General features: G+C 69.1%; 21 protein-coding genes and 1 tRNA gene. 15 read left to right on the top strand and 7 right to left on the bottom strand.

Features of this window, described 5'->3' with window-relative positions:
* Window positions 1–15: 15 nt before the first annotated feature.
* On the bottom strand, window positions 16–1,140 hold the full coding sequence (locus ACIPYT_RS07590) for a Gfo/Idh/MocA family protein (protein ID WP_401072204.1): 1,125 nt from the start codon (window positions 1,138–1,140) through the stop codon (window positions 16–18).
* Window positions 1,137–1,961, bottom strand: a complete 825-nt coding sequence (locus ACIPYT_RS07585) for a sugar phosphate isomerase/epimerase family protein (RefSeq protein WP_401072202.1) — start codon at window positions 1,959–1,961, stop codon at window positions 1,137–1,139. Before ACIPYT_RS07585 ends, ACIPYT_RS07590 begins: the two co-directional genes overlap by 4 nt.
* A 136-nt stretch (window positions 1,962–2,097) precedes the next feature.
* Here ACIPYT_RS07585 and ACIPYT_RS07580 point away from each other — a divergent pair, with 136 nt between their 5' ends.
* Window positions 2,098–2,493 (top strand): VOC family protein, encoded by a 396-nt coding sequence (locus tag ACIPYT_RS07580; protein WP_401072200.1) that lies wholly within the window; start codon window positions 2,098–2,100, stop codon window positions 2,491–2,493.
* Here ACIPYT_RS07580 and ACIPYT_RS07575 read toward each other — a convergent pair.
* The 4 genes from ACIPYT_RS07575 to ACIPYT_RS07560 all read right to left on the bottom strand — a co-directional run bounded on the left by ACIPYT_RS07575 (window position 2,490) and on the right by ACIPYT_RS07560 (window position 5,274).
* Entirely contained in the window at window positions 2,490–3,464 is a 975-nt protein-coding gene (locus tag ACIPYT_RS07575) for an NAD-dependent epimerase/dehydratase family protein (protein ID WP_401072198.1), read from the bottom strand. The genes ACIPYT_RS07580 and ACIPYT_RS07575 overlap by 4 nt on opposite strands.
* A 34-nt stretch (window positions 3,465–3,498) precedes the next feature.
* Window positions 3,499–3,849, bottom strand: a complete 351-nt coding sequence (locus tag ACIPYT_RS07570) for a hypothetical protein (protein ID WP_401072196.1) — start codon at window positions 3,847–3,849, stop codon at window positions 3,499–3,501.
* Window positions 3,850–4,360: 511 nt separating this feature from the next.
* Window positions 4,361–4,450, bottom strand: a tRNA-Ser gene (locus ACIPYT_RS07565).
* Between the two features lie 95 nt (window positions 4,451–4,545).
* On the bottom strand, window positions 4,546–5,274 hold the full coding sequence (locus ACIPYT_RS07560; protein ID WP_401072194.1) for a FadR/GntR family transcriptional regulator: 729 nt from the start codon (window positions 5,272–5,274) through the stop codon (window positions 4,546–4,548).
* A 204-nt stretch (window positions 5,275–5,478) separates the two neighbouring features.
* Here ACIPYT_RS07560 and ACIPYT_RS07555 point away from each other — a divergent pair, with 204 nt between their 5' ends.
* Genes ACIPYT_RS07555 through ACIPYT_RS07530 form a run of 6 tightly spaced genes read left to right on the top strand, consistent with a single transcriptional unit; the run spans window position 5,479 to window position 11,393 of the window.
* Window positions 5,479–6,753 carry an MFS transporter gene (locus ACIPYT_RS07555; protein ID WP_401074765.1) on the top strand — a complete coding sequence of 425 codons (1,275 nt, stop codon included), beginning with the start codon at window positions 5,479–5,481 and terminating at the stop codon, window positions 6,751–6,753.
* Entirely contained in the window at window positions 6,750–8,477 is a 1,728-nt protein-coding gene (locus ACIPYT_RS07550; RefSeq protein WP_401072192.1) for a dihydroxyacetone kinase family protein, read from the top strand. Before ACIPYT_RS07555 ends, ACIPYT_RS07550 begins: the two co-directional genes overlap by 4 nt.
* 12 nt (window positions 8,478–8,489) lie before the next feature.
* Window positions 8,490–8,960: a ribose-5-phosphate isomerase gene (locus tag ACIPYT_RS07545; protein WP_401072190.1), complete on the top strand. Its 471-nt coding sequence runs from the start codon at window positions 8,490–8,492 to the stop codon at window positions 8,958–8,960.
* Window positions 8,960–9,733 carry a triose-phosphate isomerase family protein gene (locus ACIPYT_RS07540; protein WP_401072188.1) on the top strand — a complete coding sequence of 258 codons (774 nt, stop codon included), beginning with the start codon at window positions 8,960–8,962 and terminating at the stop codon, window positions 9,731–9,733. The genes ACIPYT_RS07545 and ACIPYT_RS07540 overlap by 1 nt, the downstream gene beginning before the upstream one ends.
* The gene (locus ACIPYT_RS07535) at window positions 9,730–10,524 is read left to right on the top strand and encodes a sugar phosphate isomerase/epimerase family protein (protein ID WP_401072186.1); all 795 of its coding nucleotides are present in this window, start codon (window positions 9,730–9,732) and stop codon (window positions 10,522–10,524) included. The genes ACIPYT_RS07540 and ACIPYT_RS07535 overlap by 4 nt, the downstream gene beginning before the upstream one ends.
* The gene (locus ACIPYT_RS07530; RefSeq protein WP_401072184.1) at window positions 10,521–11,393 is read left to right on the top strand and encodes a phosphogluconate dehydrogenase C-terminal domain-containing protein; all 873 of its coding nucleotides are present in this window, start codon (window positions 10,521–10,523) and stop codon (window positions 11,391–11,393) included. The genes ACIPYT_RS07535 and ACIPYT_RS07530 overlap by 4 nt, the downstream gene beginning before the upstream one ends.
* A gap of 28 nt (window positions 11,394–11,421) precedes the next feature.
* On the opposite strand, the gene ACIPYT_RS07525 is transcribed toward ACIPYT_RS07530, so the two are convergent.
* Window positions 11,422–12,438, bottom strand: coding sequence for a LacI family DNA-binding transcriptional regulator (locus ACIPYT_RS07525; RefSeq protein ID WP_401072182.1), 1,017 nt, complete (start codon window positions 12,436–12,438; stop codon window positions 11,422–11,424).
* 153 nt (window positions 12,439–12,591) lie between these two features.
* Between ACIPYT_RS07525 and rhaI the strand changes: the two genes are divergently transcribed.
* From rhaI to ACIPYT_RS07485, 8 genes are all read left to right on the top strand, one after another.
* Window positions 12,592–13,758, top strand: a complete 1,167-nt coding sequence (gene rhaI, locus ACIPYT_RS07520; RefSeq protein WP_401072180.1) for an L-rhamnose isomerase — start codon at window positions 12,592–12,594, stop codon at window positions 13,756–13,758.
* Window positions 13,755–15,281 (top strand): sugar ABC transporter ATP-binding protein, encoded by a 1,527-nt coding sequence (locus ACIPYT_RS07515; protein WP_401072178.1) that lies wholly within the window; start codon window positions 13,755–13,757, stop codon window positions 15,279–15,281. Before rhaI ends, ACIPYT_RS07515 begins: the two co-directional genes overlap by 4 nt.
* On the top strand, window positions 15,278–16,309 hold the full coding sequence (locus tag ACIPYT_RS07510) for an ABC transporter permease (RefSeq protein WP_401072176.1): 1,032 nt from the start codon (window positions 15,278–15,280) through the stop codon (window positions 16,307–16,309). Before ACIPYT_RS07515 ends, ACIPYT_RS07510 begins: the two co-directional genes overlap by 4 nt.
* Complete coding sequence (locus ACIPYT_RS07505; RefSeq protein WP_401072174.1) at window positions 16,302–17,384, top strand: ABC transporter permease; 1,083 nt, start codon at window positions 16,302–16,304, stop codon at window positions 17,382–17,384. The genes ACIPYT_RS07510 and ACIPYT_RS07505 overlap by 8 nt, the downstream gene beginning before the upstream one ends.
* Window positions 17,385–17,409: 25 nt before the next feature.
* Window positions 17,410–18,465: a rhamnose ABC transporter substrate-binding protein gene (gene rhaS, locus ACIPYT_RS07500; RefSeq protein ID WP_401072172.1), complete on the top strand. Its 1,056-nt coding sequence runs from the start codon at window positions 17,410–17,412 to the stop codon at window positions 18,463–18,465.
* A gap of 94 nt (window positions 18,466–18,559) precedes the next feature.
* Window positions 18,560–20,005 (top strand): arabinose isomerase, encoded by a 1,446-nt coding sequence (locus ACIPYT_RS07495; protein ID WP_401072170.1) that lies wholly within the window; start codon window positions 18,560–18,562, stop codon window positions 20,003–20,005.
* Window positions 20,005–20,394 carry an L-rhamnose mutarotase gene (locus ACIPYT_RS07490; RefSeq protein WP_401072168.1) on the top strand — a complete coding sequence of 130 codons (390 nt, stop codon included), beginning with the start codon at window positions 20,005–20,007 and terminating at the stop codon, window positions 20,392–20,394. Before ACIPYT_RS07495 ends, ACIPYT_RS07490 begins: the two co-directional genes overlap by 1 nt.
* Entirely contained in the window at window positions 20,391–22,427 is a 2,037-nt protein-coding gene (locus tag ACIPYT_RS07485) for a bifunctional aldolase/short-chain dehydrogenase (protein WP_401072166.1), read from the top strand. The genes ACIPYT_RS07490 and ACIPYT_RS07485 overlap by 4 nt, the downstream gene beginning before the upstream one ends.
* The last annotated feature ends 18 nt before the right edge of the window (window positions 22,428–22,445 follow it).

Genomic DNA, 22,445 nt, shown 5'->3' with positions numbered 1-22,445 from the left:
CGCAGTGTGCGCTCGTCAGAGCGTCGCGGCGAAGGGATCGAAGCCCTCGGGCAGCAACGGCACGGGGGCGACCGTGCTCTCCACGGTGACCGCAGCACCCGTGGCGGCCGACTCCTGCGCCGACAGCAGCACGTCGAGCACGTGGAAGCCGAGCTCTCCGGATGCCACGTGCGGGCGGCCTTCCGCGATCGCACGCACCATGTCGAGAGCGCCGAGACCGCGACCGACCTCGAGGTCGGCGTGCTCGATCTCGATCCACTCCTGCTGGAACGACATGCCGTCACGGATCACGCCGAGCGGCTTCACGTAGGCGATGCGACCGGCGAACGTGTTCGGGTCGGGGATCACGATCGTGCCGTCGGTGCCGTGGATCTCGACGATGCCGTGGCGCTCGAGCGCCGAGTCGAAGCTCAGCAGGCTCTGCGCCTGGGCGCCGGCCTCGAACGCCGTGACGATCTGGATGGTCGAGGGCACCTCGACCGGGAACGTCGTCCCGGCGTTCGGACCCGTGTGGATCTCGCGCTCCTCGCGCGCCTTGGATCCGACCGCGGCGACGTGGTCGACCGGTCCGAACAGGCTCACCAGGGCGGAGAAGTAGTACGGACCCATGTCGAGCAGCGGACCGGCGCCCTGCGCGAACAGGAACGCGGGGCTCGGGTGCCACAGGTCGGGGCCCTGCGTCTGGAACACGGTCTGTGCGAACAGCGGACGGCCGATCACGCCGCTGTCGATCGCACGACGCGCGGCCTGGAAGCCCGGGCCGAGCAGCGTGTCGGGTGCCGAGCCGACGCGCAGACCCGCGGCATCCGCTTCGCGCAGCAGCTCGGCTGCGCCCTCGCGGTCGAGCCCGAGCGGCTTCTCGGTCCACACGTGCTTGCCGGCGGCGATCGCGGCACGGGAGACCTCGATGTGCACGGCGGGGATCGTGAGGTTGATCACGAGGTCGACGCCCGGGTGAGCGAGCACGTCGTCGGCGGAGCCGAACGCGGGGACGCCGTACTTCTCGGCCTGCGCCTGGGCGCGGTCGAGCAGCAGGTCGCCCACGATGAGCACCTCGGTGTCGGGGAACGATGCGAGGTTCTGCAGGTAGGTGTCGCTGATGACGCCGACGCCGATGATGCCGATGCCGACCGCGCTCATCGGGCGAACCCGCCCTCGATGAGGAAGGAGTAGCTCGCGGCGATGTCGGCGAACACGTCGCCGGGGGCGTTGTCGTACTCGATGATCGCGTACTTGAGGGCGGATGCCGCGCGCAGCGAGTCGGCGAGGGGCACGTCGCCCGTGCCGGCGTGACGCTGGTCGAGGCTGTCGGAGCCGAACTCCTCGGCGCCGGGCGCGAAGGGGTTCTTCTCGGGCGCGACGCCGTCCTTGACGTGCGCGGCGACGAGGCGGTCGCCGAGACGGGAGACGAGGGCCGTGACATCCTGGCCGCCGACGAGCGCCCAGTAGAGGTCGAGCTCGAGCACGACCCGCTCGTCGGTCAGCGCCACGAAGCGCTCGTAGGCGGTCTCGCCGTCGAAGCTCTCGACGAACTCCTGCGCGTGGTTGTGGTAGCCGACCTCGAGGCCGAAGCTCGCGGCGGTCTCGGTCAGCGCGTTGAGGCGATCGGCGATGTCGGTGACGCCCTCGAGCGTGAACCAGCGCTCGGGCGCGACGAACGGGTCGATGACGGTCTTCATGCCGACCTTCGCGGCGGCCTCGAAGACGACCTCGGGCGCGGGCGTGGGGATCGAGCCGTCGGGCGTCCATAGCTCGTCGGAGAGCAGCGGGGCGTGACCGGTCGGCGAGACCAAGCCGGAGGCGTCGAGCGCGGCGCGGATCTCATCGGGGCGACGCACGAAGTCGAATGCCTCGACGTTGCGCAGCCCGATCGCGGCGAGCTTGTCGAGCGAGCCTCCCATGTCGGCGGAGAACTCCGCCGCGAGCGTGTACAGCTGGACCGATGCTTCTGGCAGGGCCACGGTGACCTTCCTTCGTCTTCCTTCGGGGATGGGCAGCGCATTCTGCCCGCGGTCAGACTAGCAGAAACCTCCACGCGGAAGTTATGTATTCTCCGCCCCGATGGACAGCCGCCCGGGAGGAGCGCATGCTGAACGCATGACCGCATTCCAGAGCACCCACGCATTCAGCGGCTTCAGCGTCGACGACATCGACGCCGCCCGAGCCTTCTACGCCGACACGCTCGGCATGGACGTCCGGACCAACGACATGGGATTCCTCGACATCCGCCTCGGCGACGGCGGGTCGATCCTCGTGTACGCCAAGCCGAACCACACGCCCGCGAGCTTCACGATCCTCAACTTCCCGGTCGCCGAAGTCGACGCCGCGGTCGACGAGCTCAACGCCCGCGGCGTCGTCACGAAGATCTACGACGACCCGCAGCTCGGCACCGACGAGAAGGGCATCTCGCACGGCCAGCCGGGCCAGGGACCCGACATCGCCTGGTTCCGCGATCCCGCCGGCAACGTGCTGGCCGTTCTCGCCGAGGTCTAGCCGAGCAGCCGGTCGAACAGCGCGTCCGTCGCGGGGTCGACGCGCTGCAGTTCGGGGTGCGCGTCGTGCCAGTCGATGATCTCCCGCGCCGCGGTGTGCAATCCGACGACGGGCGCGAAGTCGGGCACCACGCGTCGGATCTTGGAGTTGTCGAACACGACCGAGTGCGTCATGTCGCCCGTCAGCTGCCCCGCCCGCTCGGGCGCCATCGCCTCGATCGCCGCGCTCGTCGCGTAGCGGATACGCGGTTCGGCGCCGGCGGCGCGCCCCAGCATCCCGTAGATCTCGTTCCACGTGTAGACGAAGTCGCTCGTGATCTGGAATGTGTCGCCGGAGGCGAGCGTGTTGCCGAGCAGCCCCACGAAGCCGACCGCGAAGTCGCTCGAGTGCGTGAGGGTCCACAGCGAGGTGCCGTCGCCGTGCACGACGATCTCCTCGCCGCGGCGGATGCGGTCGATCGCCGTCCATCCTCCGAAAGCCGGGATCGTCCACTTGTCGTACGTGTGCGACGGCCGCAGCACCGTGACGGGGAAGCCGCGGTCGCGGTAGGCGGCGGTCAGCAGGTCCTCGCACGCGATCTTGTCGCGCGAGTACTGCCAGAACGGATTGCGCAGCGGCGTCGACTCCGTGATCGGCAGGCGCGCGACGGGCTTCTGATATGCGGACGCCGAGCTGATGAACACGTACTGCCCCGTGCGCCCTTCGAAGCGGTCGATGTCGCGCTGCACCTGCTCCGGGGTGAACGCGATCATGTCGACCACGACGTCGAACTCGCGGCCCGCGATCGCGGCGTCGACCGCCGCGGCATCCGACACGTCGGCCGTCAGCACCTCGATGCCGTCGGCGGGCTCGCGGCGCGAGCGCCCGCGGTTGAGCAGCGTCACCTCCATGCCGCGACGAGCGGCCAGATCGCTGGCCGCCGAGGAGATGATCCCCGTCCCTCCGATGAACAGCACGCTGGTGGCAGACATGCTGCGACTCTACCGACGGGCGGTGTCAGCCGGGTCAGGAACGGATGTCGAACTCGATGTCGTCGATCGCGTCGACGCCCCAGTCGATCGTCGAGGGGGTGACCTCCGACGCTCCGTCACGCGGGAACCGCGGGTGCGAGCGCATCTTCGCCGCCTGCTCGCTGAAGTCGGGATCCGCATCCTCCGAGGCGCTCGGGCCGACCAGCACATCGTTGCCGAGCCCGACCACGAGCTCGGCCGTGTCGGCCCGCCCGTCGACGACGATGGGGATCTGGAGCGCCTCCGACTCCCCCTCGTTGGCGATCGCCGCTGCCAGCACCACGAGGGTGTCGGCGACATCGTCCGTGGTGACCAGCTGCTGACCTGCATACGAAACGAGCTTCATGCGATCAGCGTCGCATCGCGTCGGACATTCGAGGACGGGCTTGCGCCGCTCACCCTCCTCGTGCGAAGAGCTCCGCCTCGACGTACCACCGGGCTGCTGCCCACCACGATCGTCTCAGCTCGGAACACGGCCTGGAGTCTGAGCTTCGATGAAAGTCGACACGGCATGTAGACCTTTGGTTAGTGGAAGTAGACACAAGTCTCAGCGATCGACGGACCCGGCGTTGGTGATCGAGCACAAAGTCTCCGCTCTCCCCCGCGTACGCGTGCAAGAGTGAAACGTCTCCAACGACGGAGCGAATGCGTCCGGCCGTTCTGGGGACCGGCGACACGGGATGGGGATCCCGCGTCAGGATCGCATCCGCTCGCCCCCGAACATCAGCGAGACCTCGCATCCCCCTCACGGCCCGAACCGTGAGGGGGATCGCTGTTTTCGGCACCAGCGCCGCCGACCCGGCGAGCCGCGGCCCGGAAACGCAGAAATCCCCCGCCGAAGCGAGGGATGTCATCTGCGGAGACGAGGGGATTTGAACCCCTGGACCCCTTAAAGAGGTCTCCACCTTAGCAGGGTGGTGCACTAGGCCGGACTATGCGACGTCTCCAGGCATCTGGCCGTGATGACCGGATGCACCTAGCCATCGTAACGGATCATGGGGCATGTCACGAACCGGGGCCAGATCCTCCCCCGGCACGGGCATCAGGCGTCGAGCAGACGGGCGGTCGCGGTCGACATGTGCACGGCCATGGCGGATGCCGCGGCATCCTGATCGCCCCGGCGCACCGCCTCCAGCACCGCCTCATGCTCGGCGACGGCATGTTCTGCGTGGCCCCGGTCGTGCACGGCACGGTCGGCGTACACCTGCAGCAACGATCGGACCACGTGGACGTGGTCGGTCAAGGTCTCGTTGCCGGCGGCCTCGGCGAGCACCTGGTGGAACTCGAGGTCGGCCTTGGCGAACGCGGGCAGATCGCCGATGCTGTCGCGCATCCGCTCGGCGCAGCGTTCGAGCCGTGCGATCGTCGCGCCGTCGGCGCGCGAGGCGGCGAGGCGGGCGACGAAGATCTCCAGCCCCTCCCGGAGCTCGAGGAGCTGCGCGGTGTTGCGCTCCCCGATCAGCAGCCCCCAGCGCAGGGTCTGCGGCAGCAGCTCGCTCGCCGCCCCGCGCAGGTATGTGCCCGACCCCGGGCGCACATCGACGATGCCGAGGATCTCGAGCGCCGCGAGCGCTTCGCGCACGGCCGAGCGTCCGACGCCCAGAGTGGCGGAGAGCTGCCGTTCGGGTGGCAGACGCGTTCCCGGCGGGATGGAGCCCCCCGTGAACAGGTCGAGCAGACGGCGCGCCACCTCCGACACAGGGGATCCCGAGGGGATCGTCGTGAGTGCGGCGGCGATCTCGTCGACCGGTTCACCAGGAAAGGCGGGCATGCTTCACAACTTACCGGCAAGAAATCGGAATGGGACTTGAAATTGGTCAACCGGTTGGGCAATATATACCTTGCGCCTTTCCCGAGCGCACGAATCACCGTCGATTGAGGAGTCACCGTGGACACCGTGCTCACCGAAGAATCACCCGTCGCCAAGTCGGCGATCCGCAAGGTCGCGATACGGCTCGTGCCGTTCGTGGCCCTGATGTTCTTCATCAACTACCTGGACCGCACCGCCATCGGCTTCGCGTCCCCGAACGGCATGAACGACGACCTCGCCCTGAGCGCCGCGCAGTTCGGCTTCGCCTCCGGCGTGTTCTTCATCGGCTACATCCTGCTCGAGGTGCCGTCGAACCTCGCCCTGCACAAGTTCGGGGCCCGCCGCTGGCTCGCACGCATCATGGTCACCTGGGGCATCGTCGCGCTGCTCTTCACCTGGGTGCAGAACTTCGAGCAGCTCGTCGCCCTGCGCTTCTTCCTCGGCGTCGCCGAGGCCGGATTCTTCCCCGGCGCGATCCTCTTCCTGAGCCTCTGGGTGCCCTCGCAGTACCGCGGCCGCATCCTCATGCTCTTCTACCTGGCGCAGCCGCTCACCACCGTCATCGGCGCTCCGCTCGCCGGCGCGCTGATCCAGCAGCACGGCACGTTCTTCGGCCTCGAAGGCTGGCGCTTCATGTTCATGGGCGTCGCGATCCCCGCGATCGTCGTCGGCATCATCGCCTGGTTCTACCTCAAGGACAAGCCGTCCGACGCCAAGTGGCTCACGCTCGAGGAGCAGGCCTGGCTCACGAACGCCCTCGAGGCCGAGCGCAAGACGACGGCGGGCGGCGAGAAGCACGTCTCCGTGCGGTTCGCTTTCCGCAGCGGTCGTGTCTGGGTGCTGTCGTTCATCTACTTCGGCTTCATCTACGGCCTCTACGCCCTCGGCTTCTTCCTCCCAACGATCATCGAGGGCTTCCAGGGACAGAGCGGCGTGACCTTCGACGTGCTGCAGAAGGGCCTCATCACGGCCATCCCGTACCTGCCCGCCGCCATCGTCATGTACTTCTGGTCGAGGGATGCCGGAAAGCGCGGCCTCAAGACCTGGCACATCGCCGTCCCCGCCATTGCAGGCGCCGTCTCGATCCCTCTCGCGCTGTACGCGGGGTCGCCGGCCGCCACGATCGCCGTCATCACGATCACGGCGTGCGCGATCTTCGCCGCTCTGCCCAACTTCTGGACCCTGCCCACGCAGTTCCTGACGGGCATCGCCGCTGCAGCCGGCGTCGCACTGATCAACACGATCGGCAACCTGGCCGGCTTCAGCGCCCCGTACATCACCGGCGCCGTGCACGACTGGACCGGCGGCTACCAGGTGCCGATGATCATCGTCGGCGGGTTCATGCTCCTGTCGGCCGTGCTCATGGTCGTGCTCGCCCGTCGCGGCGCCACGACCCCTGCAGCGTCGACCACCCCGACCGAGGAGGCCGTGAACTCATGACGCGTCTGTGGAACGAGCCGGCGGATTTCGCCGACGAGATGATCGAGGGGTTCGTCGCGGCGAACGCCCGGTCGGTGCGGCGGGTGCCCGGGGGTGTCGTGCGCAGCACGGTCGTGCCCGCGGGTCAGGTCGCGGTCGTCGTGGGCGGCGGTTCGGGCCACTATCCCGCGTTCGGTGGCCTGGTGGGTCAGGGTCTCGCACACGGTGCCGCGATGGGCAACCTGTTCGCGTCGCCCTCGACCCAGCAGGTGTACGCGATCGCGAAGAGCGTCGACCGGGGCGCGGGGGTGTTCCTCTCCTACGGCAACTACGCCGGTGACGTGTTGAACTTCGATGCCGCGCAGGACCGTCTGCGTGCGGAGGGCATCCCCACGCAGACGGTCGCGGTCACCGACGACATCGCCAGCGCCCCGGTCGCGGAGGCGCACAAGCGGCGCGGGATCGCGGGAGACCTGACGGTGTTCCGCACCGCGGCCGCCGCGGCGGAGGCCGGGTACGACCTGGACGGTGTGACCCGGGTCGCGGCTCTCGCGAACGAGCGGACCCGGTCGTTCGGGGTCGCGTTCACCGGGTGCACCCTCCCGGGCGCTGCGGCTCCGTTGTTCACGGTCCCGGCCGGGCGCATGGCGGTCGGGTTGGGCATCCACGGCGAGCCGGGGATCGACGAGACCGACATCCCGACCGCCGACGGCCTCGCCGAGCTGCTCGTTCAGCGCCTGCTCACCGAGATCCCCGACGGGGTCGAGGTCGAGGGTGCCCGGGTGGTGCCGATCCTGAACGGGCTGGGGGCGTTGAAGTACGAGGAGATGTTCGTCGTCTACCGGCGCATCGCCGAGCTGCTCGAGGCCGCGGGGCTGGTGCTCGTCGATCCGCACGTGGGCGAGTACTGCACGAGCTTCGACATGGCCGGCACCTCCCTCACCCTGTTCTGGCTGAACGACGAACTCGAGCGCCTGTGGGACACCCCGGTCGACGCCCCCGCCTACCGCCGCGGATCCGTCACCCCCACCGCCCACGCCGATATCGCAGAGGTGTCGGCCGAGGCCGACGAGGAGATCGCGCCCGGTGACGAGGAGTCCCAGGCCGTCGCGCAGGCCGTTCGTCGGGCGCTGCAGGTGCTCGTGGACACGATCGACGAGCATGTCGACGAGCTCGGCCGCATCGACGCCATCGCCGGAGACGGCGACCACGGCATCGGCATGCAACGCGGATCCCACGCGGCCCTCGCCGCCGGCATCCACGCGGCCGATGCCGGCGCCGGTGCACAGACGACCCTCGCCCGGGCGGCCGACGCCTGGGCCGACAAGGCCGGTGGCACCTCAGGGGCGCTCTGGGGTGTCATCCTCCACGCGGTCGCCGCCCGCCTCGGCGACGCCGGACGACCGGATGCCGCGGCGATCGCCGCCGGCGTCGACGCCGGTGTGCGGGGCGTGCAGTCGTACGGCAAAGCCGAGGTCGGCGACAAGACCATGGTCGACGCTCTCGTCCCCTTCACGACGACGCTGACCGGTGCGGTGGACGGCGACGCGACACTCGTCGCCGCCTGGACCACCGCCGCCGACGCCGCGACCCGTGCGGCTGCCGCATCCGCCGACCTGCTGCCCAAGATGGGCCGCGCCCGCACCCACGGCGAGCACGCCGTCGGAACCCCCGACCCCGGGGCGATCTCGTTCGCGCTGATCGTCACCGCCCTCGGCGAACTGCTCGCCGATGCATCGAACTGAGAGGACACCACCATGAGTGACCAGTTGCGTCTGGTGATCGGCTGCGATGACGCCGGTTTCGATTACAAGGAGATCCTGAAGAAGGATCTCGAGAACAACCCGGGTGTGGTCTCGGTCGTGGATGTGGGGGTGGATGCCGATGGGCACACCGCGTACCCGCGGGTCGCGATCGCCGCGGCCGAGCTCGTCGCTGCGGGCGAGGCCGACCGGGCTCTGTTGATCTGCGGGACCGGTCTGGGTGTCGCGATCGCCGCGAACAAGGTGCCCGGGGTGCGTGCGGTGACCGCGCACGACTCGTTCTCGGTCGAGCGGGCCGTGCTGTCGAACAACGCCCAGGTCCTCACCATGGGACAGCGGGTCGTGGGCATCGAACTCGCCCGCCGCCTCGTGCGCGAGTGGCTCGGCTACCGGTTCGACACCACGAGCGCGTCGGCGGAGAAGGTCGCCGTGATCGCCGAGTACGAGACCACGGGCTCCTGCTGATGAGCCAGGTCACGGTCGGGGTGAGCCTGAAGACCTACTTCGGACACGAACGCGCCACCGCCTGGTTCGACGAGGTCGCGGCGCGCGTACGCGCCCACGACGCCATCACCACCGGCACGGTCTCGCTGTTCATCACCCCGACCTACCTGCAGATCCTGCCCGCCCTGGCCGCGTTCGCCGGCACCCCCGTCCGCATCGGCGGACAAGACGTGTCGGGCGAGCCGGCGGGCGCGTTCACCGGCGAGGTCACCGCGACCGAGCTCGCCGAGATCGGCGCGACCATCGCCGAGATCGGCCACGCCGAACGCCGCCGCCTGTTCGGCGAGTCCGCGCACGAGACCGCCGCGAAGACCCGCGCCGCCCTCACCGCCGGCCTCACCCCCCTCCTCTGCATCGGCGAGACCGACCACCAGGACCCCGCCGATGCCGCCCCCGTCGCCGTCGCCCAACTGCGCTCCGCGCTCGACGGCGCCCCCGCGGGAGCGGTGATCGTCGCCTACGAACCCGTCTGGGCCATCGGCGCCCCCGAACCCGCCGGCCACGACCACATCCGCACCGTCACCGCCGCCCTCCGCGACGCGATCGACACCGACCCCGCCCGCACCGGCTCCGCCATCATCTACGGCGGCGCCGCCGGCCCCGGACTCCTCACCGCTCTCGGCGACACCGTCGACGGCGTCTTCCTCGGCCGCTTCGCCCACGACCCCGACGCCCTCGTCACCGTCCTCGACGAAGCCACCACCCTCGCCACCCGACGAATGGTCACCACATGATCGGCCTCGGCACATACGCCTACTTCTGGCAGCACTCCGAACGCGCCCCCGAGCCGCTCAGCCTCATCGGCGCCTTCGAGGACACCGCCGCCCAGGGCGTCGAGCTCTTCCAGATCTGCGACTACGCTCCGCTCGAAACCATGAGCGAGCCCGAGCTGCGCGACGCCGCTCGTGCCGCCCGCGACCTCGGTCTCACGATCGAGCTCGGCACGAAGGGGATCCAGCCCGAGCACCTCAGCCGGTTCCTGGCCCTCGCGGACGCCTTCGACGCCCGTCTCGTGCGCAGCATGGTCTACAGCGCCGACTCGCGGCCGACCCTCGCAGAAGCCGAGACCTGGCTGCGCAGTAGCATCCGCGCCTTCGAGAACACCGGCGTCACCCTCGCGCTCGAGACCTACGAGCAGCTCGCGACGGTCGAGCTCGCCGGCCTCGTCGAGCGCGTCGGCAGCCGGCACCTCGGCATCTGCCTCGACCCCGCCAACGTCGTCGCGCGCCTCGAGCAGCCCACGGCCTGCGTGCTGCTGAGCGCTCCGCACGTCGCGAACGTGCACGTCAAGGACTTCGCATTCGCGCGTCAGGACGGCTGGGTCGGCTTCACGTACTCCGGCGCCGCCATGGGCACCGGACTCCACGACTACCCGCAGCTGCTCGCCGCCGTGCGTCCCCGTGAGCGGGGCATCAACGAGATCGTCGAGCACTGGCTGCCCTGGCAGGGCGACCCCGAGACCACCATCCGACAGGAGCGGGACTGGACCCGCACCACACTCGAATACCTGAGGAGCACATCATGAGCGACACGACGACCAGCACCGCGACCTACAAGATCGCCGTCATCGGCGCCGGCGGCAAGATGGGCATGCGCGTGTCCAACAACCTGGTGAAGACCGACCACACCGTCTGGTACGTCGAGAACTCCCCCGCCGGCCAGCAGCGCACGACCGACGCCGGTCGCGAGCTGACCGATGCGACCACCGCCGTCGCCGACGCCGACATCGTCGTCCTGGCGGTGCCCGACCTCGCGCTGGGCCCCGTCTCGGCCGAGCTCGTGCCGCAGCTCCGCAGCGGCGCGATCCTGCTCACCCTCGACCCGGCCGCGGCGTACGCCGGTCTGCTCACGACGCGCGACGACGTGATCCAGGCCGTCGCCCACCCCTGCCACCCGTCGCTCTTCCTGCAGCGCGAGACGCCCGAGCAGTGGGCCGACACGTTCGGCGGCATCGCCGCACCGCAGGACGCGATCGCCGCGATCGAGAGCGACGACGACGCCAAGAAGGCGATCGTCGAGGCCACGGTCCGCGCGATCTACGCCCCGGTGATCGACGTGCACTGGGTCACGATCAAGCAGCTCGCGCAGCTCGAGCCGACCCTCGTCGAGACCGTCGCCTGCATGATCGGCGACCTCCTCAACGAGGCCCTGCAGGAGACCGTGAACACGATGGGCGTGCCCGAGGCCGCTGCCCGCAGCATCCTCTACGGACACACCCAGGTGGCCCTCGCGAACGGTCTGCGCGGCGACAACCCGTTCTCCGACGCGTGCCTGATCGCCATGGAGTACGGCCGCGAGAGCATCATCAAGGACGACTGGAAGAAGATCTTCCGCGACGACGAGCTCGACAAGAACCTCGCGCGCATGCTGCACCTCGACCACATCGAGCGCTGAGAAGCCCCCTCCGGTAGCCACTCGCCGGCTACCGGAGGGGTGCGGTCCCGCCGGTCGACGCCCGGGCGACGAGCTCCGGGCGGAAGAGGGGCCGTCGTGAAACCTCACCGGCGTCGCGAGCTCCGGCGAGCAAGAGGTCCACGGCAGTCGACCCGATCAGGGCAGCCGGCTGACGGACAGAGCTCAACGGGGTGACCGCGGCCGCTGCGAAGTCGATGTCGTCATACCCGATCAGCGCGATGTCGTCCGGTACACGCGCATCTCCCGTCATCACGAGGCTCTGCAGGAGTCCGAGCGCGAGCAGATCGTTGGCCGCGAACACCGCGTCCGGCCGCCGTTCGGGAGTCCGCTCGAGAATCTGCCGCCCCGCGCGGCGTCCCTCGTCGACGGTGAGCGCAGCCGTCGCGATGAACTCGAGACCGAGTCCGGCGGCACCCGCCACGGACTGGGCTCCTCGCAGCCGGTCGGAGACCTGGCGCAGCGTGACCGGTCCTCCGACGAAAGCGACACGACGACGGCCGATGTCGAGCAGGTGCTGCATGGCCACGCGACCGCCTTCGATGTCGTCGACGGCGACGGATGCGAACCGCTCGTCCTGAGACTCCCGGTCGACCAGGACGATCGGTGTACCTCTGTCCTGCATACGGGCGAGCCGCGGCACCGCGTCTCCGACGGGCGTCACCAGTACACCGGCGACCCGCTGCTCCTCGAAGAGGTCGAGATGGCGCGCCTCGCGCTCGGCCTTCTCGTCGCTGTTCGCCACGAGGACCGCGAGCCCGTGCTCGTCCGCGCGTTCCTCGGCGCCACGTGCGATCTCGGCGAAGAACGGGTTGCGGATGTCGAGCACCACGAGGCCGATCGTACGGCTGCGCCCCGCACGCAGTTGCCGCGCAGCGTCATTGCGGACGAAACCGAGTCGGTCGATCGCCGCCTGCACGCGTTCGACCGTGTCGACGGAGACCTTCTCCGGACGATTCAGGACATTCGAGACCGTGCCGACCGACACACCAGCCCGCTCTGCCACCTCGCGGATGCTGACCGTCATGACTTCTCCAGATCCCCGGATGAAACGACTCATCATCGGTTTACCCCAGAGTGCCACGATCGCTTGACAGCGGTCAACTGATGGCCTACTTTCGTCTCTAGCGCGTATTGAATCGATTCATTACGCGAGCACCACGACGACAAGGCAGTCATCATGAGCATCCTCTCCTCCGCGAACCTCGCCATTCTCGAGGCGCAGGGCATCGAACTCCCGAGCTGGGCGTTCGGCAACTCAGGCACCCGGTTCAAGGTGTTCGGCACTCCCGGCACGCCGCGCGACCCGTGGGAGAAGATCGCGGATGCTGCGCAGGTCCACCGCTACACGGCCCTGGCCCCCAAGGTCGCCCTGCACATCCCCTGGGATCTCGTGGACTCGTTCGCGGATCTCCGCGCGTACGCGGAAGAGCACGGCGTCGAGCTCGGCACCGTGAACTCCAACACCTTCCAGGATGACGACTACAAGTTCGGCGCGCTGACCCATGAGGACGCCGCGATTCGCCGCAAGGCAATCGACCACCACCTCGCCTGCATCGACGTCATGGACGAGACCGGCAGCCGCGACCTGAAGATCTGGCTCGCCGAGGGCTCCAACTACCCCGGCCAGTCGGACATGCGCGGTCGGCAGGATCGCCTGCACGAGTCGCTGCAGGAGATCTACGCACGACTCGGCGACGACCAGCGACTCGTGCTCGAATACAAGTTCTTCGAGCCGGCGTTCTACCACACTGACGTCCCCGACTGGGGCACGTCCTACGCGCAGGTGAGCGCTCTCGGCGACAAGGCGATGGTCTGTCTCGACACCGGTCACCACGCGCCCGGCACGAACATCGAGTTCATCGTCATGCAGCTGCTGCGCCTCGGCAAGCTCGGCTCCTTCGATTTCAACTCCCGTTTCTATGCCGACGACGACCTCATCGTGGGCGCCGCGGACCCATTCCAGTTGTTCCGCATCCTCTTCGAGGTCGTCCGCGGCGGCGGACTCGACAACCCCGACGTGGCGTTCATGCTCGACCAGTGCCACAACATCGAGGACAAGATCCCCGGCCAGATCCGCTCGGTGCTCAACGTGCAGGAGATGACGGCACGGGCCCTGCTCGTCGACCGCGACACGCTCACCGCCGCGCAGAGATCCGGTGACGTGCTCGCCGCCAACGCGGTCTTCATGGATGCCTTCTACACCGACGTACGCCCCGCCCTCGCCGAGTGGCGCGAGAGCCGCGGCCTCGCCGCAGACCCGATGGCCGCCTACGCCGCCTCGGGCTACCAGCAGAAGATCGCCACCGAACGCGTCGGCGGCGTGCAGGCGGGGTGGGGCGCATGACCGCCGCATCCACGACCGCGCCGGAGGCGCTCCTCTCGCTCCGCGGTGCGGCGAAGACCTTCGGCCCCGTGGTGGCCCTCGCCGACGGCACGATCGAGCTGCTCCCGGGAGAGATCCACGCACTCGTCGGCGAGAACGGCGCCGGCAAGTCGACGCTCGTGAAGATCCTCGCAGGCCTCCACCACCCCGACGCCGGGGAGTTCCTCGTCGAGGGAGCCGCCGTCTCGTTCCGCACCGTCGCCGACAGCAAGGCGGCGGGTATCTCGGTGATCTACCAGGAGCCCACGCTGTTCCCCGATCTGAGCGTCGCCGAGAACATCTTCATCGGGCGACAGCCACGGGGTCGGCTGGGCCTGATCAGCAGATCGGCCATGCGCGCGGAGGCCGAACGTCTCTTCGACCGGCTCGGCGTATCGATCGATCCGGACAGGCCGGCGGAAGGACTCTCCATCGCCGACCAGCAGCTCATCGAGATCGCGAAGGCCATCTCCATCGACGCACGCGTGCTCATCATGGACGAGCCGACCGCCGCGCTGTCCGGCGTCGAGGTGGAGCGTCTCTTCGGAGTCGCCCGGGCCCTGCGCGACAACGGCGCCGGCATCCTCTTCATCTCCCATCGCTTCGACGAGATCTTCGCTCTCACCGACCGCATCACCGTGATGCGAGACGGCAGGTACATCCGCACCCATGCCACGGCCGAGGCCACCGTCGCCGAGATCGTACGCGAGATGGTCGGACGCGACATCGACCAGCTCTTCCCCAAGCAGGAGGCGGAGATCGGATCCATCGTGCTCGATGTGACCGGCCTCTCCCGCACGGGTGTCTTCCAGGACATCGACCTTCAGGTGCGGTCCGGCGAGATCGTCGGCCTCGCCGGACTCGTCGGCGCGGGGCGCACCGAGGTCGCGCGCGCCGTCTTCGGCATCGACCCCTACGACTCCGGCGCGGTGGAGGTGGACGGGAAGCGCCTGCGGGCCGGCGATCCCCAAGCCGCGATCGACGCCGGGATCGGATTCGTCCCCGAGGACCGCCGCAAGCAGGGACTCGTGATGGAGCTCTCCGTCGAACGGAATCTCACTCTCACGCTTCGGCACGCACTCAGCCGAGCCGGGATCATCGACCATCGTGCCGAACGCCGAGCGGTGGAGGAATGGTCGACGAGGCTGCAGGTGAAGACCGGATCGCCGGAGTTCGCCGTCTCGACGCTGTCGGGCGGGAACCAGCAGAAGGTCGTGCTCGCCAAATGGCTGGCGACCGAGCCCCGGCTGCTGATCGTCGACGAGCCGACGCGCGGCATCGACGTCGGCACCAAGGCCGAGGTGCACCGGTTGATCTCCGACCTCGCGGGACGCGGCATCGGGATCCTGATGATCTCGTCGGAACTGCCCGAAGTGCTCGGCATGGCCGATCGCGTCGTCGTCATGCGCGAAGGCCGGATCACGGCGCAGATCTCTCGTGCCGACGCCACCCCGGAGCGCGTCATGCACGCTGCGACCGCCGACAGTATGGAGATGGCCGAATGACCACCGCCCTCGCACCTGACCGGGTGCGGTCGACGCGCCGATCGCCGATCGCCGCCGCACTGCGCCGCCGAGAGACCCCGGTCGCCGCGGCCCTCGTCGTGCTCGTCGTCGTGACCTACGCGGCCAATCCGCTGTTCCTGAGCCCGCAGGGCGTCAAAGACCTGCTGCTGAACGCCACCATCATGATCATCCTCGCGGTCGGGCAGGCGATGGTGATCTTCACCCGCAACGTCGACCTCTCGGTCGGCTCCATCCTCGGACTCGTCGCGTTCCTGACCGGCACGCTGTTCGCACACGTGGACGGCATCCCCATCCCGCTCGTGTTCCTCGCGGGCCTCGCCCTCGGCGCGCTGCTCGGGGCGATCAACGGTTTCCTCGTGACCGTCGCGGGAGTGCCGGCACTGGTGATCACCCTCGGCACGCTCTACGTGTACCGCGGGATCAACAACGCCTGGGCCGGAGGCACGCAGTACTTCGCGGGCGACCGGCCCGACGCCTTCGGTGCGCTCGCCGTCGACACCGTGCTCGGATTCCCGATCATCACGCTGCTCGCCCTCCTCGTCGTGGTCGGCGTCGGGATCTATCTCTCGGGCGCTCGTTCCGGCCGCGATCTCTACGCGATCGGCTCCGACCCGGAGGCCGCGCGAGTGTTCGGCATCCCGGTCTCCCGTCGGGTGATGACGGCATTCGTGGTCAACGGGCTCCTCGCCGGGCTCGCCGGGGTCCTCTACGCGGCCCGATTCAACTCCGTCGGCGCCACGACGGGCACCGGCATGGAGCTCGACGTCGTCGCCGCCGCGGTCGTCGGCGGTGTGGCGATCTTCGGGGGCAGCGGATCCGTCGCCGGCGCCGCGATCGGGGCCGTGCTCCTGACCACCATCACGAGCGCTCTGACGGCCCTGCGCGTCGACAAGTTCTGGCAGCAGGCCGTCGTCGGCATCCTCATCCTCGCGGCGATCCTCGTCGATCGCATCGCCGCCGTCCGCACCGCACGCAAGCTCCGACTGAGCGAGGCCCGAGATGTCTGAGTCCACCACCACCGCCGTGATCGCCGCGGGGGTCCTCGAGACCGAGCCCCACGGGCGCACCGGATGGAAGCGCCTGCTCCTGGGGCGCCCTGCGATCATGATCTACGCACTCCTGGTCGTGGTCGCCGGGGCGATGATCACGGTGCCTCGCTTCGCCTCCCCGGTGACCACCGGGTTCCTCCTGCTCGACGTCATCCCGGTGCTCCTCATCGCGATGCCCATGACGCTCGTGATCCTCACCGGCGAGATCGACCTCTCCGTCGCGAGCACCGCCGGTCTCACGAGCGCCGTGATCGGCGTCCTCTGGCAGGCGGGTCTCGACATCGGGCTGGTGCTCGTGATCGGCCTCGTCGTCGGAGCGATCGCGGGAGCGGTGAACGGCGCGCTCGTCGCCTTCGCCGGCCTCCCCTCGCTCGCCGTCACGATCGGCACACTGGCGCTGTTCCGCGGTCTCGCTCTCGTGGTGATCGGCGACAACGCGGTCGCGGACTTCCCCGCAGAACTCACCGCGTTCTTCACCTCCAAGCTCGGCGCCACGGGTATCCCGACCGTCATGATCGGGGTCGTCCTCGTCGTCGCGTTCTTCGGCGTGCTCCTCCACCTCACGGCGTTCGGACGCGCACTGCCCGCGATCGGCTTCAGCAAGGAGGCGGCCCGCTTCGTGGGGATCAAGGTCGCGCAGGCCAAGTTCTGGCTGTTCGTCGGCACCGGGTCGGTCTCGGCCCTCGCGGGCATCTATTGGACCCTGCGCTACTCCAGCGCGCGCTCCGACAACGCCAGCGGACTCGAGCTCGCGGTCATCGCCGCAGTCCTCCTCGGCGGAGTGTCGATCTTCGGCGGTCGCGGGACCATCCCCGGGGTCGTCGCCGGAGTGCTGCTCATCGGCGTCGTCAACTACGCGCTGCGTCTCGGCCGGGTCTCCGAGGTCGTGCTCATCATCGTCACCGGCTCCCTGCTGATCGCCTCCGTGATCGCGCCGAGCATCGGCGAAGCACTCAGCGCTTGGCGTCACGATCGGCGCGTGCGCCGAGAACTTCCCCGCGCCGCCGGCTCGGGGCATGTGCGCGCCTCGTAGCGGGCGCCCCAGGAAAGGAAGAAACATGCAGTGGATCCGCACCCGCTCAGGACGACGTCGTCTCTCGGGCATCGCAGCTCTCACCGGCATCGCCCTCATCGCGACCGGATGCGCCGCCGGCGCCTCCGGCGGCGCGGACGGAGGCTCCGGAGCCGACGGTGAACAGACCATCACGTTCATCCCGAAGCAGTTGAACAATCCGTACACCGACGTCGTGCTCGGCGGCGGTGAGGACGGCGCGAAGGCTGCCGGCTTCGCGGAGAGCCAGGTCGTCGGTCCGCTCGACGCCAGCGCATCGAGCCAGGTGTCGTTCATCAACGCCGAGACGCAAGCGGGCACGAACGTCATCGTGATCGCCGCCAACGACCCGGACGCCGTGTGCCCGTCACTGGAGGAGGCACGATCGGGTGGCGCGAAGATCGTCGCTTTCGACTCCGACACGAACCCGGACTGCCGCGATCTCTTCATCAGCCAGGTGGTCGCGAAGGACGTCGCACTGATCCAGGTCGAGCTCATGGCCGAGCAGATCGGCGGCTCGGGCGAGATCGCGATCCTCTCGGCCACCGCGAACGCGACCAACCAGAACGAGTGGATCAAGTACATCGAGGAGGAGCTCGACTCGAACCCCGACTACGCCGACATCACTCTCGTCGCGAAGGTGTACGGCGACGACGACGACACCAAGTCGTTCCAGGAGGCTCAGGGACTGCTGCAGGCGCACCCGAACCTCAAGGGCATCATCTCGCCGACCACCGTCGGCATCGCCGCGACGGCCCGCTACCTGTCGACGTCGGAGTACAAGGGCAAGGTCGCGCTGACCGGCCTCGGTCTCCCGAACGAGATGCGGCCGTTCGTGAAGGACGGCACCGTCACGGAGTTCGCGCTGTGGGATCCCGCACAGCTGGGATACGTCGCCGCCTTCGCCGGCAAGGCGCTGGCCGACGGCGACATCACCGGCGCCGAGGGCGACACGTTCGAGGCCGGTGACCTCGGCGAGCGCGAGGTCGGAGCCGACGGCGTCGTGATCGTCGGCCCGCCGACGGTCTTCAACGCCGAGAACATCGACGACTACGACTTCTAGTCGTCGGCTGCTGCGGCTCCGTTCCGGGGCCGCAGCAGTCCCCGTCCGCGCTCCCTCCGGCGCTCCGTCGCCGAGCACGAATGAAAGAAGAACCATGTCGCAGTCTCCGTCGTCGACCCTCGTCGACCTCCTGCCCGCGAAGCAGCGCCGCAGGCCGCGCATCGGCCTCGTAGCCGGTGGCCTGGGCACGTACTGGCCGCAGTTCCCGGGACTCCTGCCGCAGCTGCAGGAATCGTCGCGGTACGTGTCCGAGAGGTTCCAGGCGATGGACGCGGATGTCGTGGACGTCGGATTCATCTCGGATGCACAGGAGGGCGCCGCCGCAGGCGAGACGCTGCGCACCGCGGACTGCGACCTCATCGTCCTCTTCCTAACCACGTACCTGACCTCGTCGATGGTGCTCCCGATCGCCCAGCGCGCGGGATCCCCGGTGCTGGTCATCGACCTGCAGCCGACAGAGAAGATGGATCACGCGGCCTTCGACACGGGGGCCTGGCTGGCCTACTGCGGTCAGTGCCCCGTGCCGGAGGTCGGCAACGTCTTCCGGCGCGCGGGGATCGAATTCCGCTCCGTCTCGGGATGGCTCCGGCAGGAGTCGGCCTGGGCCAGGATCGAGCGATGGATCAACGCGGCGCACATCCGCGCCGCACTGCGGCACGCGCGGCACGGCCTGATGGGACACCTCTATCCAGGCATGCTCGATGTGTCGACAGACCTGACGCTGCTCCCGACGACCTTCGGCTCGCACGTCGAGGTACTGGAGTTCGACGACCTGCGTGTGCGGGTCGACGAGGTGACCGACGCCCAGGTACGCGAGCGGATGGAGCTGGCGAAGGAGATCTTCACGCTCGACGAGTCGGTCAAGGACGAGGACTTCGCCTGGGGAGCTCGCGTGTCGATCGGTCTCGATCGACTGGTGGACGACTTCGAGCTCGACTCCCTCGCCTATTACCACCGCGGGTGGGGCGGAGAGCTGCATGAACGCCTGGGCGCGGGCATGATCCTCGGCGCCTCGCTGCTCACGGCTCGCGGAATCCCGACGACGGGAGAGTACGAACTCCGCACGACCGTCGCGCAGCTCGCGACCCAGGTCGTCGGAGCCGGGGGCTCGTTCTGCGAGATCCAGGCGCTGAACTTCGACGACGGGGTCGTCGAGATGGGACACGACGGTCCGGCGCACCTCGCGGTGTCGAGCCGCGACCCGCTGCTGCGCGGATTGGGCGTGTACCACGGCAAGCGCGGCTGGGGCGTGTCGGTCGAGTTCGACGTTCAGTCGGGCCCGGTGACGCTCCTCGGACTCGGGCAGGACCGCGACGGATCGCTGTCGTTCGTGGCCTCCACCGGCACGGTCGTTCCCGGTCCGCTGCTCGAGATCGGCAACACGACGAGCCGCGTCGACTTCGGAAGGGACCCGGGAGAGTGGGTCGACGCCTGGTCGGCAACCGGTATCGGGCATCACTGGTCGCTCTCGATCGGGTCGAGGGTCGAGGACTACCGCGCCGCCGCCTCCCTGCTCGGCATCGACTTCCGGGAGGTCTGATGGACCGCATCTGCTTCCGCCTGCGGATCCGCTCGGAGCGCATGGCCGAGTATCGCGAGCGTCACGCCGCGGTCTGGCCGGACATGCTGCGTGCGCTCGAACGATCCGGCTGGCGCAACTACTCGCTCTTCCTCGATCCCGACGGCCTCCTCATCGGATACTTCGAAGCCGAGGATGCCGCGGGTGCCCTCGCCGCCATGGAGGAGACGGAGGTCAACACTCGCTGGCAGTCCGACATGGCCCCCTTCTTCGAAGACGACGGATCGGGCGCAGGGCCCCGGTTCCTGACCCCGGTGTTCCGTCTCGAGGACCAGCTCGCCGCCCTGCCCACCGACGACCCCGCGCGGCCCCTCACCCGGCCGGCTTACCCAGGCCTGGAGACCTCATGACGAACCCCACCGCCGCCGACCTCATCGCGCGGTCGAACCGCCTGGGCGCCGACCCGAAGAACACGAACTACGCGGGAGGAAACACCTCCGCGAAGGGCACCGAGATCGACCCCGTCACGGGTCAGCCGGTCGAACTGCTGTGGGTGAAGGGGTCGGGCGGCGACCTGGGCACCCTGACCGAGCAGGGTCTCGCCTTACTGCGCCTCGACCGCATGCGCGCGCTCGTCGACGTCTACCCCGGTCTCGACCGCGAGGACGAGATGGTCGCGGCGTTCGACTACTGCCTGCACGGAAAGGGCGGCGCCGCACCGTCGATCGACACGGCGATGCACGGACTCGTGGACGCCGCGCACGTCGACCACCTCCACCCCGACTCCGGCATCGCGATCGCGACCGCCGCCGACGGCGAAGCTCTCACCGCGGCGATCTTCGGCGACAGGGTCGCGTGGGTGCCGTGGCGCCGCCCCGGCTTCCAGCTCGGACTCGACATCGCCGCCATCAAGGCGCAGAACCCGCGGGCCGTCGGCACGATCCTCGGCGGCCATGGCATCACCGCCTGGGGCGACACCTCCGAGGAAGCGGAGGCGAACTCCCTGTGGATCATCGACACTGCAGCGGAGTACATCGCGGCGAACGGCAAGGCAGAGCCGTTCGGCGGCGTGCGTCCGGGCTTCGACGCCTTGCCGGATGCCGAGCGTCGCGAACGCGCCGCCGCCCTGGCCGGTACGATCCGCGGCATCGCCTCGCAGGATCGGCCGATGGTCGGTCACTTCACCGACTCCGAGGTCGTGCTCGACTTCCTCGCCTCCGAGCGCGCCCCCGAGCTCGCGGCCCTCGGCACGAGCTGCCCCGATCATTTCCTGCGCACCAAGGTCAAGCCGCTCATCCTCGACCTGCCGGCCACGTCATCGATCGAGGAGCAGATCGCCCGCCTGCACGAGCTCCACGAGGAGTATCGCGCCGACTACCAGGCGTACTACGACGCGCACGCGACGCCCGAGTCTCCCGCGATCCGCGGCGCCGACCCGCTCATCGTGCTCGTACCGGGCGTCGGCATGTTCTCGTACGGCGCGAACAAGCAGACCGCCCGCGTGGCGGGCGAGTTCTATGTCAACGCGATCAACGTCATGCGCGGAGCCGAGGCGCTCTCGACGTACTCCCCCATCTCCGACGCCGAGAAGTTCCGCATCGAGTACTGGGCGCTCGAAGAGGCGAAGCTCCAGCGGATGCCGAAGCCCAAGACCCACCAGGGGCGCATCGCGTTCGTCACGGGCGCCGCCAGCGGCATCGGCAAGGCCATCGCCACGCGCCTCGCCGCAGAGGGCGCGTGCGTCGTCGTCGCCGACCTCGACCTCGAGAAGGCGCAGGCCGCCGCGGCCGAGCTCGGCTCGACGGACGTCGCGATCGGCGTCGCGGCGAACGTCGCGGATGCGGAGGCCGTGCAGGCCGCGCTGAGCGAGGCGATGCTCGCGTTCGGGGGCGTCGACCTCGTCGTCAACAACGCCGGCCTCTCGCTGTCGAAGCCGCTGCTGGAGACCACCGAGAAGGACTGGGATCTGCAGCACGACGTCATGGCGAAGGGCTCGTTCCTCGTCTCGAAGGCCGCCGCGCGCGTGCTGATCGACCAGAAGCTCGGCGGCGACATCATCTACATCTCGTCGAAGAACTCCGTGTTCGCGGGGCCGAACAACATCGCCTACTCCGCCACGAAAGCCGACCAGGCGCACCAGGTGCGCCTGCTCGCAGTCGAACTCGGCGAGTACGGCATCCGGGTCAACGGCATCAACCCCGACGGCGTCGTGCGCGGCTCCGGCATCTTCGCCTCGGGCTGGGGCGCCAACCGCGCCGCGACCTACGGCGTGGCCGAGGAGGACCTCGGCCAGTTCTACGCGAACCGCACGATCCTCAAGCGCGAGGTCGTGCCCGAGAACGTCGCGGACGCGGTGTTCGTGCTCACCGGCCCTGAACTCAGCCGCACCACGGGCCTGCACATCCCGGTCGACTCCGGCGTCGCGGCCGCGTTCCTGCGATGAGTGGGCGCCATGCGTTTC

Source organism: Microbacterium sp. NPDC089695, from assembly GCF_044749085.1.
In the GTDB taxonomy this organism is placed as follows: Bacteria; Actinomycetota; Actinomycetes; order Actinomycetales; family Microbacteriaceae; genus Microbacterium.
Note: the sequence above shows the minus strand (reverse complement) of the source record. Positions and strands in the feature narration are given on the sequence as shown.

What these genes read in the sequence shown, in the direction of transcription:
- ACIPYT_RS07590 (WP_401072204.1), bottom strand. Translation starts at nt 1,140, where the DNA reads ATGAGCGCGGTCGGCATCGGCATCATCGGCGTCGGCGTCATCAGCGAC.
- ACIPYT_RS07580 (WP_401072200.1), top strand. Translation starts at nt 2,098, where the DNA reads ATGACCGCATTCCAGAGCACCCACGCATTCAGCGGCTTCAGCGTCGAC.
- ACIPYT_RS07575 (WP_401072198.1), bottom strand. Translation starts at nt 3,464, where the DNA reads ATGTCTGCCACCAGCGTGCTGTTCATCGGAGGGACGGGGATCATCTCC.
- ACIPYT_RS07570 (WP_401072196.1), bottom strand. Translation starts at nt 3,849, where the DNA reads ATGAAGCTCGTTTCGTATGCAGGTCAGCAGCTGGTCACCACGGACGAT.
- ACIPYT_RS07560 (WP_401072194.1), bottom strand. Translation starts at nt 5,274, where the DNA reads ATGCCCGCCTTTCCTGGTGAACCGGTCGACGAGATCGCCGCCGCACTC.
- ACIPYT_RS07555 (WP_401074765.1), top strand. Translation starts at nt 5,479, where the DNA reads ATGTTCTTCATCAACTACCTGGACCGCACCGCCATCGGCTTCGCGTCC.
- ACIPYT_RS07550 (WP_401072192.1), top strand. Translation starts at nt 6,750, where the DNA reads ATGACGCGTCTGTGGAACGAGCCGGCGGATTTCGCCGACGAGATGATC.
- ACIPYT_RS07545 (WP_401072190.1), top strand. Translation starts at nt 8,490, where the DNA reads ATGAGTGACCAGTTGCGTCTGGTGATCGGCTGCGATGACGCCGGTTTC.
- ACIPYT_RS07540 (WP_401072188.1), top strand. Translation starts at nt 8,960, where the DNA reads ATGAGCCAGGTCACGGTCGGGGTGAGCCTGAAGACCTACTTCGGACAC.
- ACIPYT_RS07535 (WP_401072186.1), top strand. Translation starts at nt 9,730, where the DNA reads ATGATCGGCCTCGGCACATACGCCTACTTCTGGCAGCACTCCGAACGC.
- ACIPYT_RS07530 (WP_401072184.1), top strand. Translation starts at nt 10,521, where the DNA reads ATGAGCGACACGACGACCAGCACCGCGACCTACAAGATCGCCGTCATC.
- ACIPYT_RS07525 (WP_401072182.1), bottom strand. Translation starts at nt 12,438, where the DNA reads ATGACGGTCAGCATCCGCGAGGTGGCAGAGCGGGCTGGTGTGTCGGTC.
- rhaI (WP_401072180.1), top strand. Translation starts at nt 12,592, where the DNA reads ATGAGCATCCTCTCCTCCGCGAACCTCGCCATTCTCGAGGCGCAGGGC.
- ACIPYT_RS07515 (WP_401072178.1), top strand. Translation starts at nt 13,755, where the DNA reads ATGACCGCCGCATCCACGACCGCGCCGGAGGCGCTCCTCTCGCTCCGC.
- ACIPYT_RS07510 (WP_401072176.1), top strand. Translation starts at nt 15,278, where the DNA reads ATGACCACCGCCCTCGCACCTGACCGGGTGCGGTCGACGCGCCGATCG.
- ACIPYT_RS07505 (WP_401072174.1), top strand. Translation starts at nt 16,302, where the DNA reads ATGTCTGAGTCCACCACCACCGCCGTGATCGCCGCGGGGGTCCTCGAG.
- rhaS (WP_401072172.1), top strand. Translation starts at nt 17,410, where the DNA reads ATGCAGTGGATCCGCACCCGCTCAGGACGACGTCGTCTCTCGGGCATC.
- ACIPYT_RS07495 (WP_401072170.1), top strand. Translation starts at nt 18,560, where the DNA reads ATGTCGCAGTCTCCGTCGTCGACCCTCGTCGACCTCCTGCCCGCGAAG.
- ACIPYT_RS07490 (WP_401072168.1), top strand. Translation starts at nt 20,005, where the DNA reads ATGGACCGCATCTGCTTCCGCCTGCGGATCCGCTCGGAGCGCATGGCC.
- ACIPYT_RS07485 (WP_401072166.1), top strand. Translation starts at nt 20,391, where the DNA reads ATGACGAACCCCACCGCCGCCGACCTCATCGCGCGGTCGAACCGCCTG.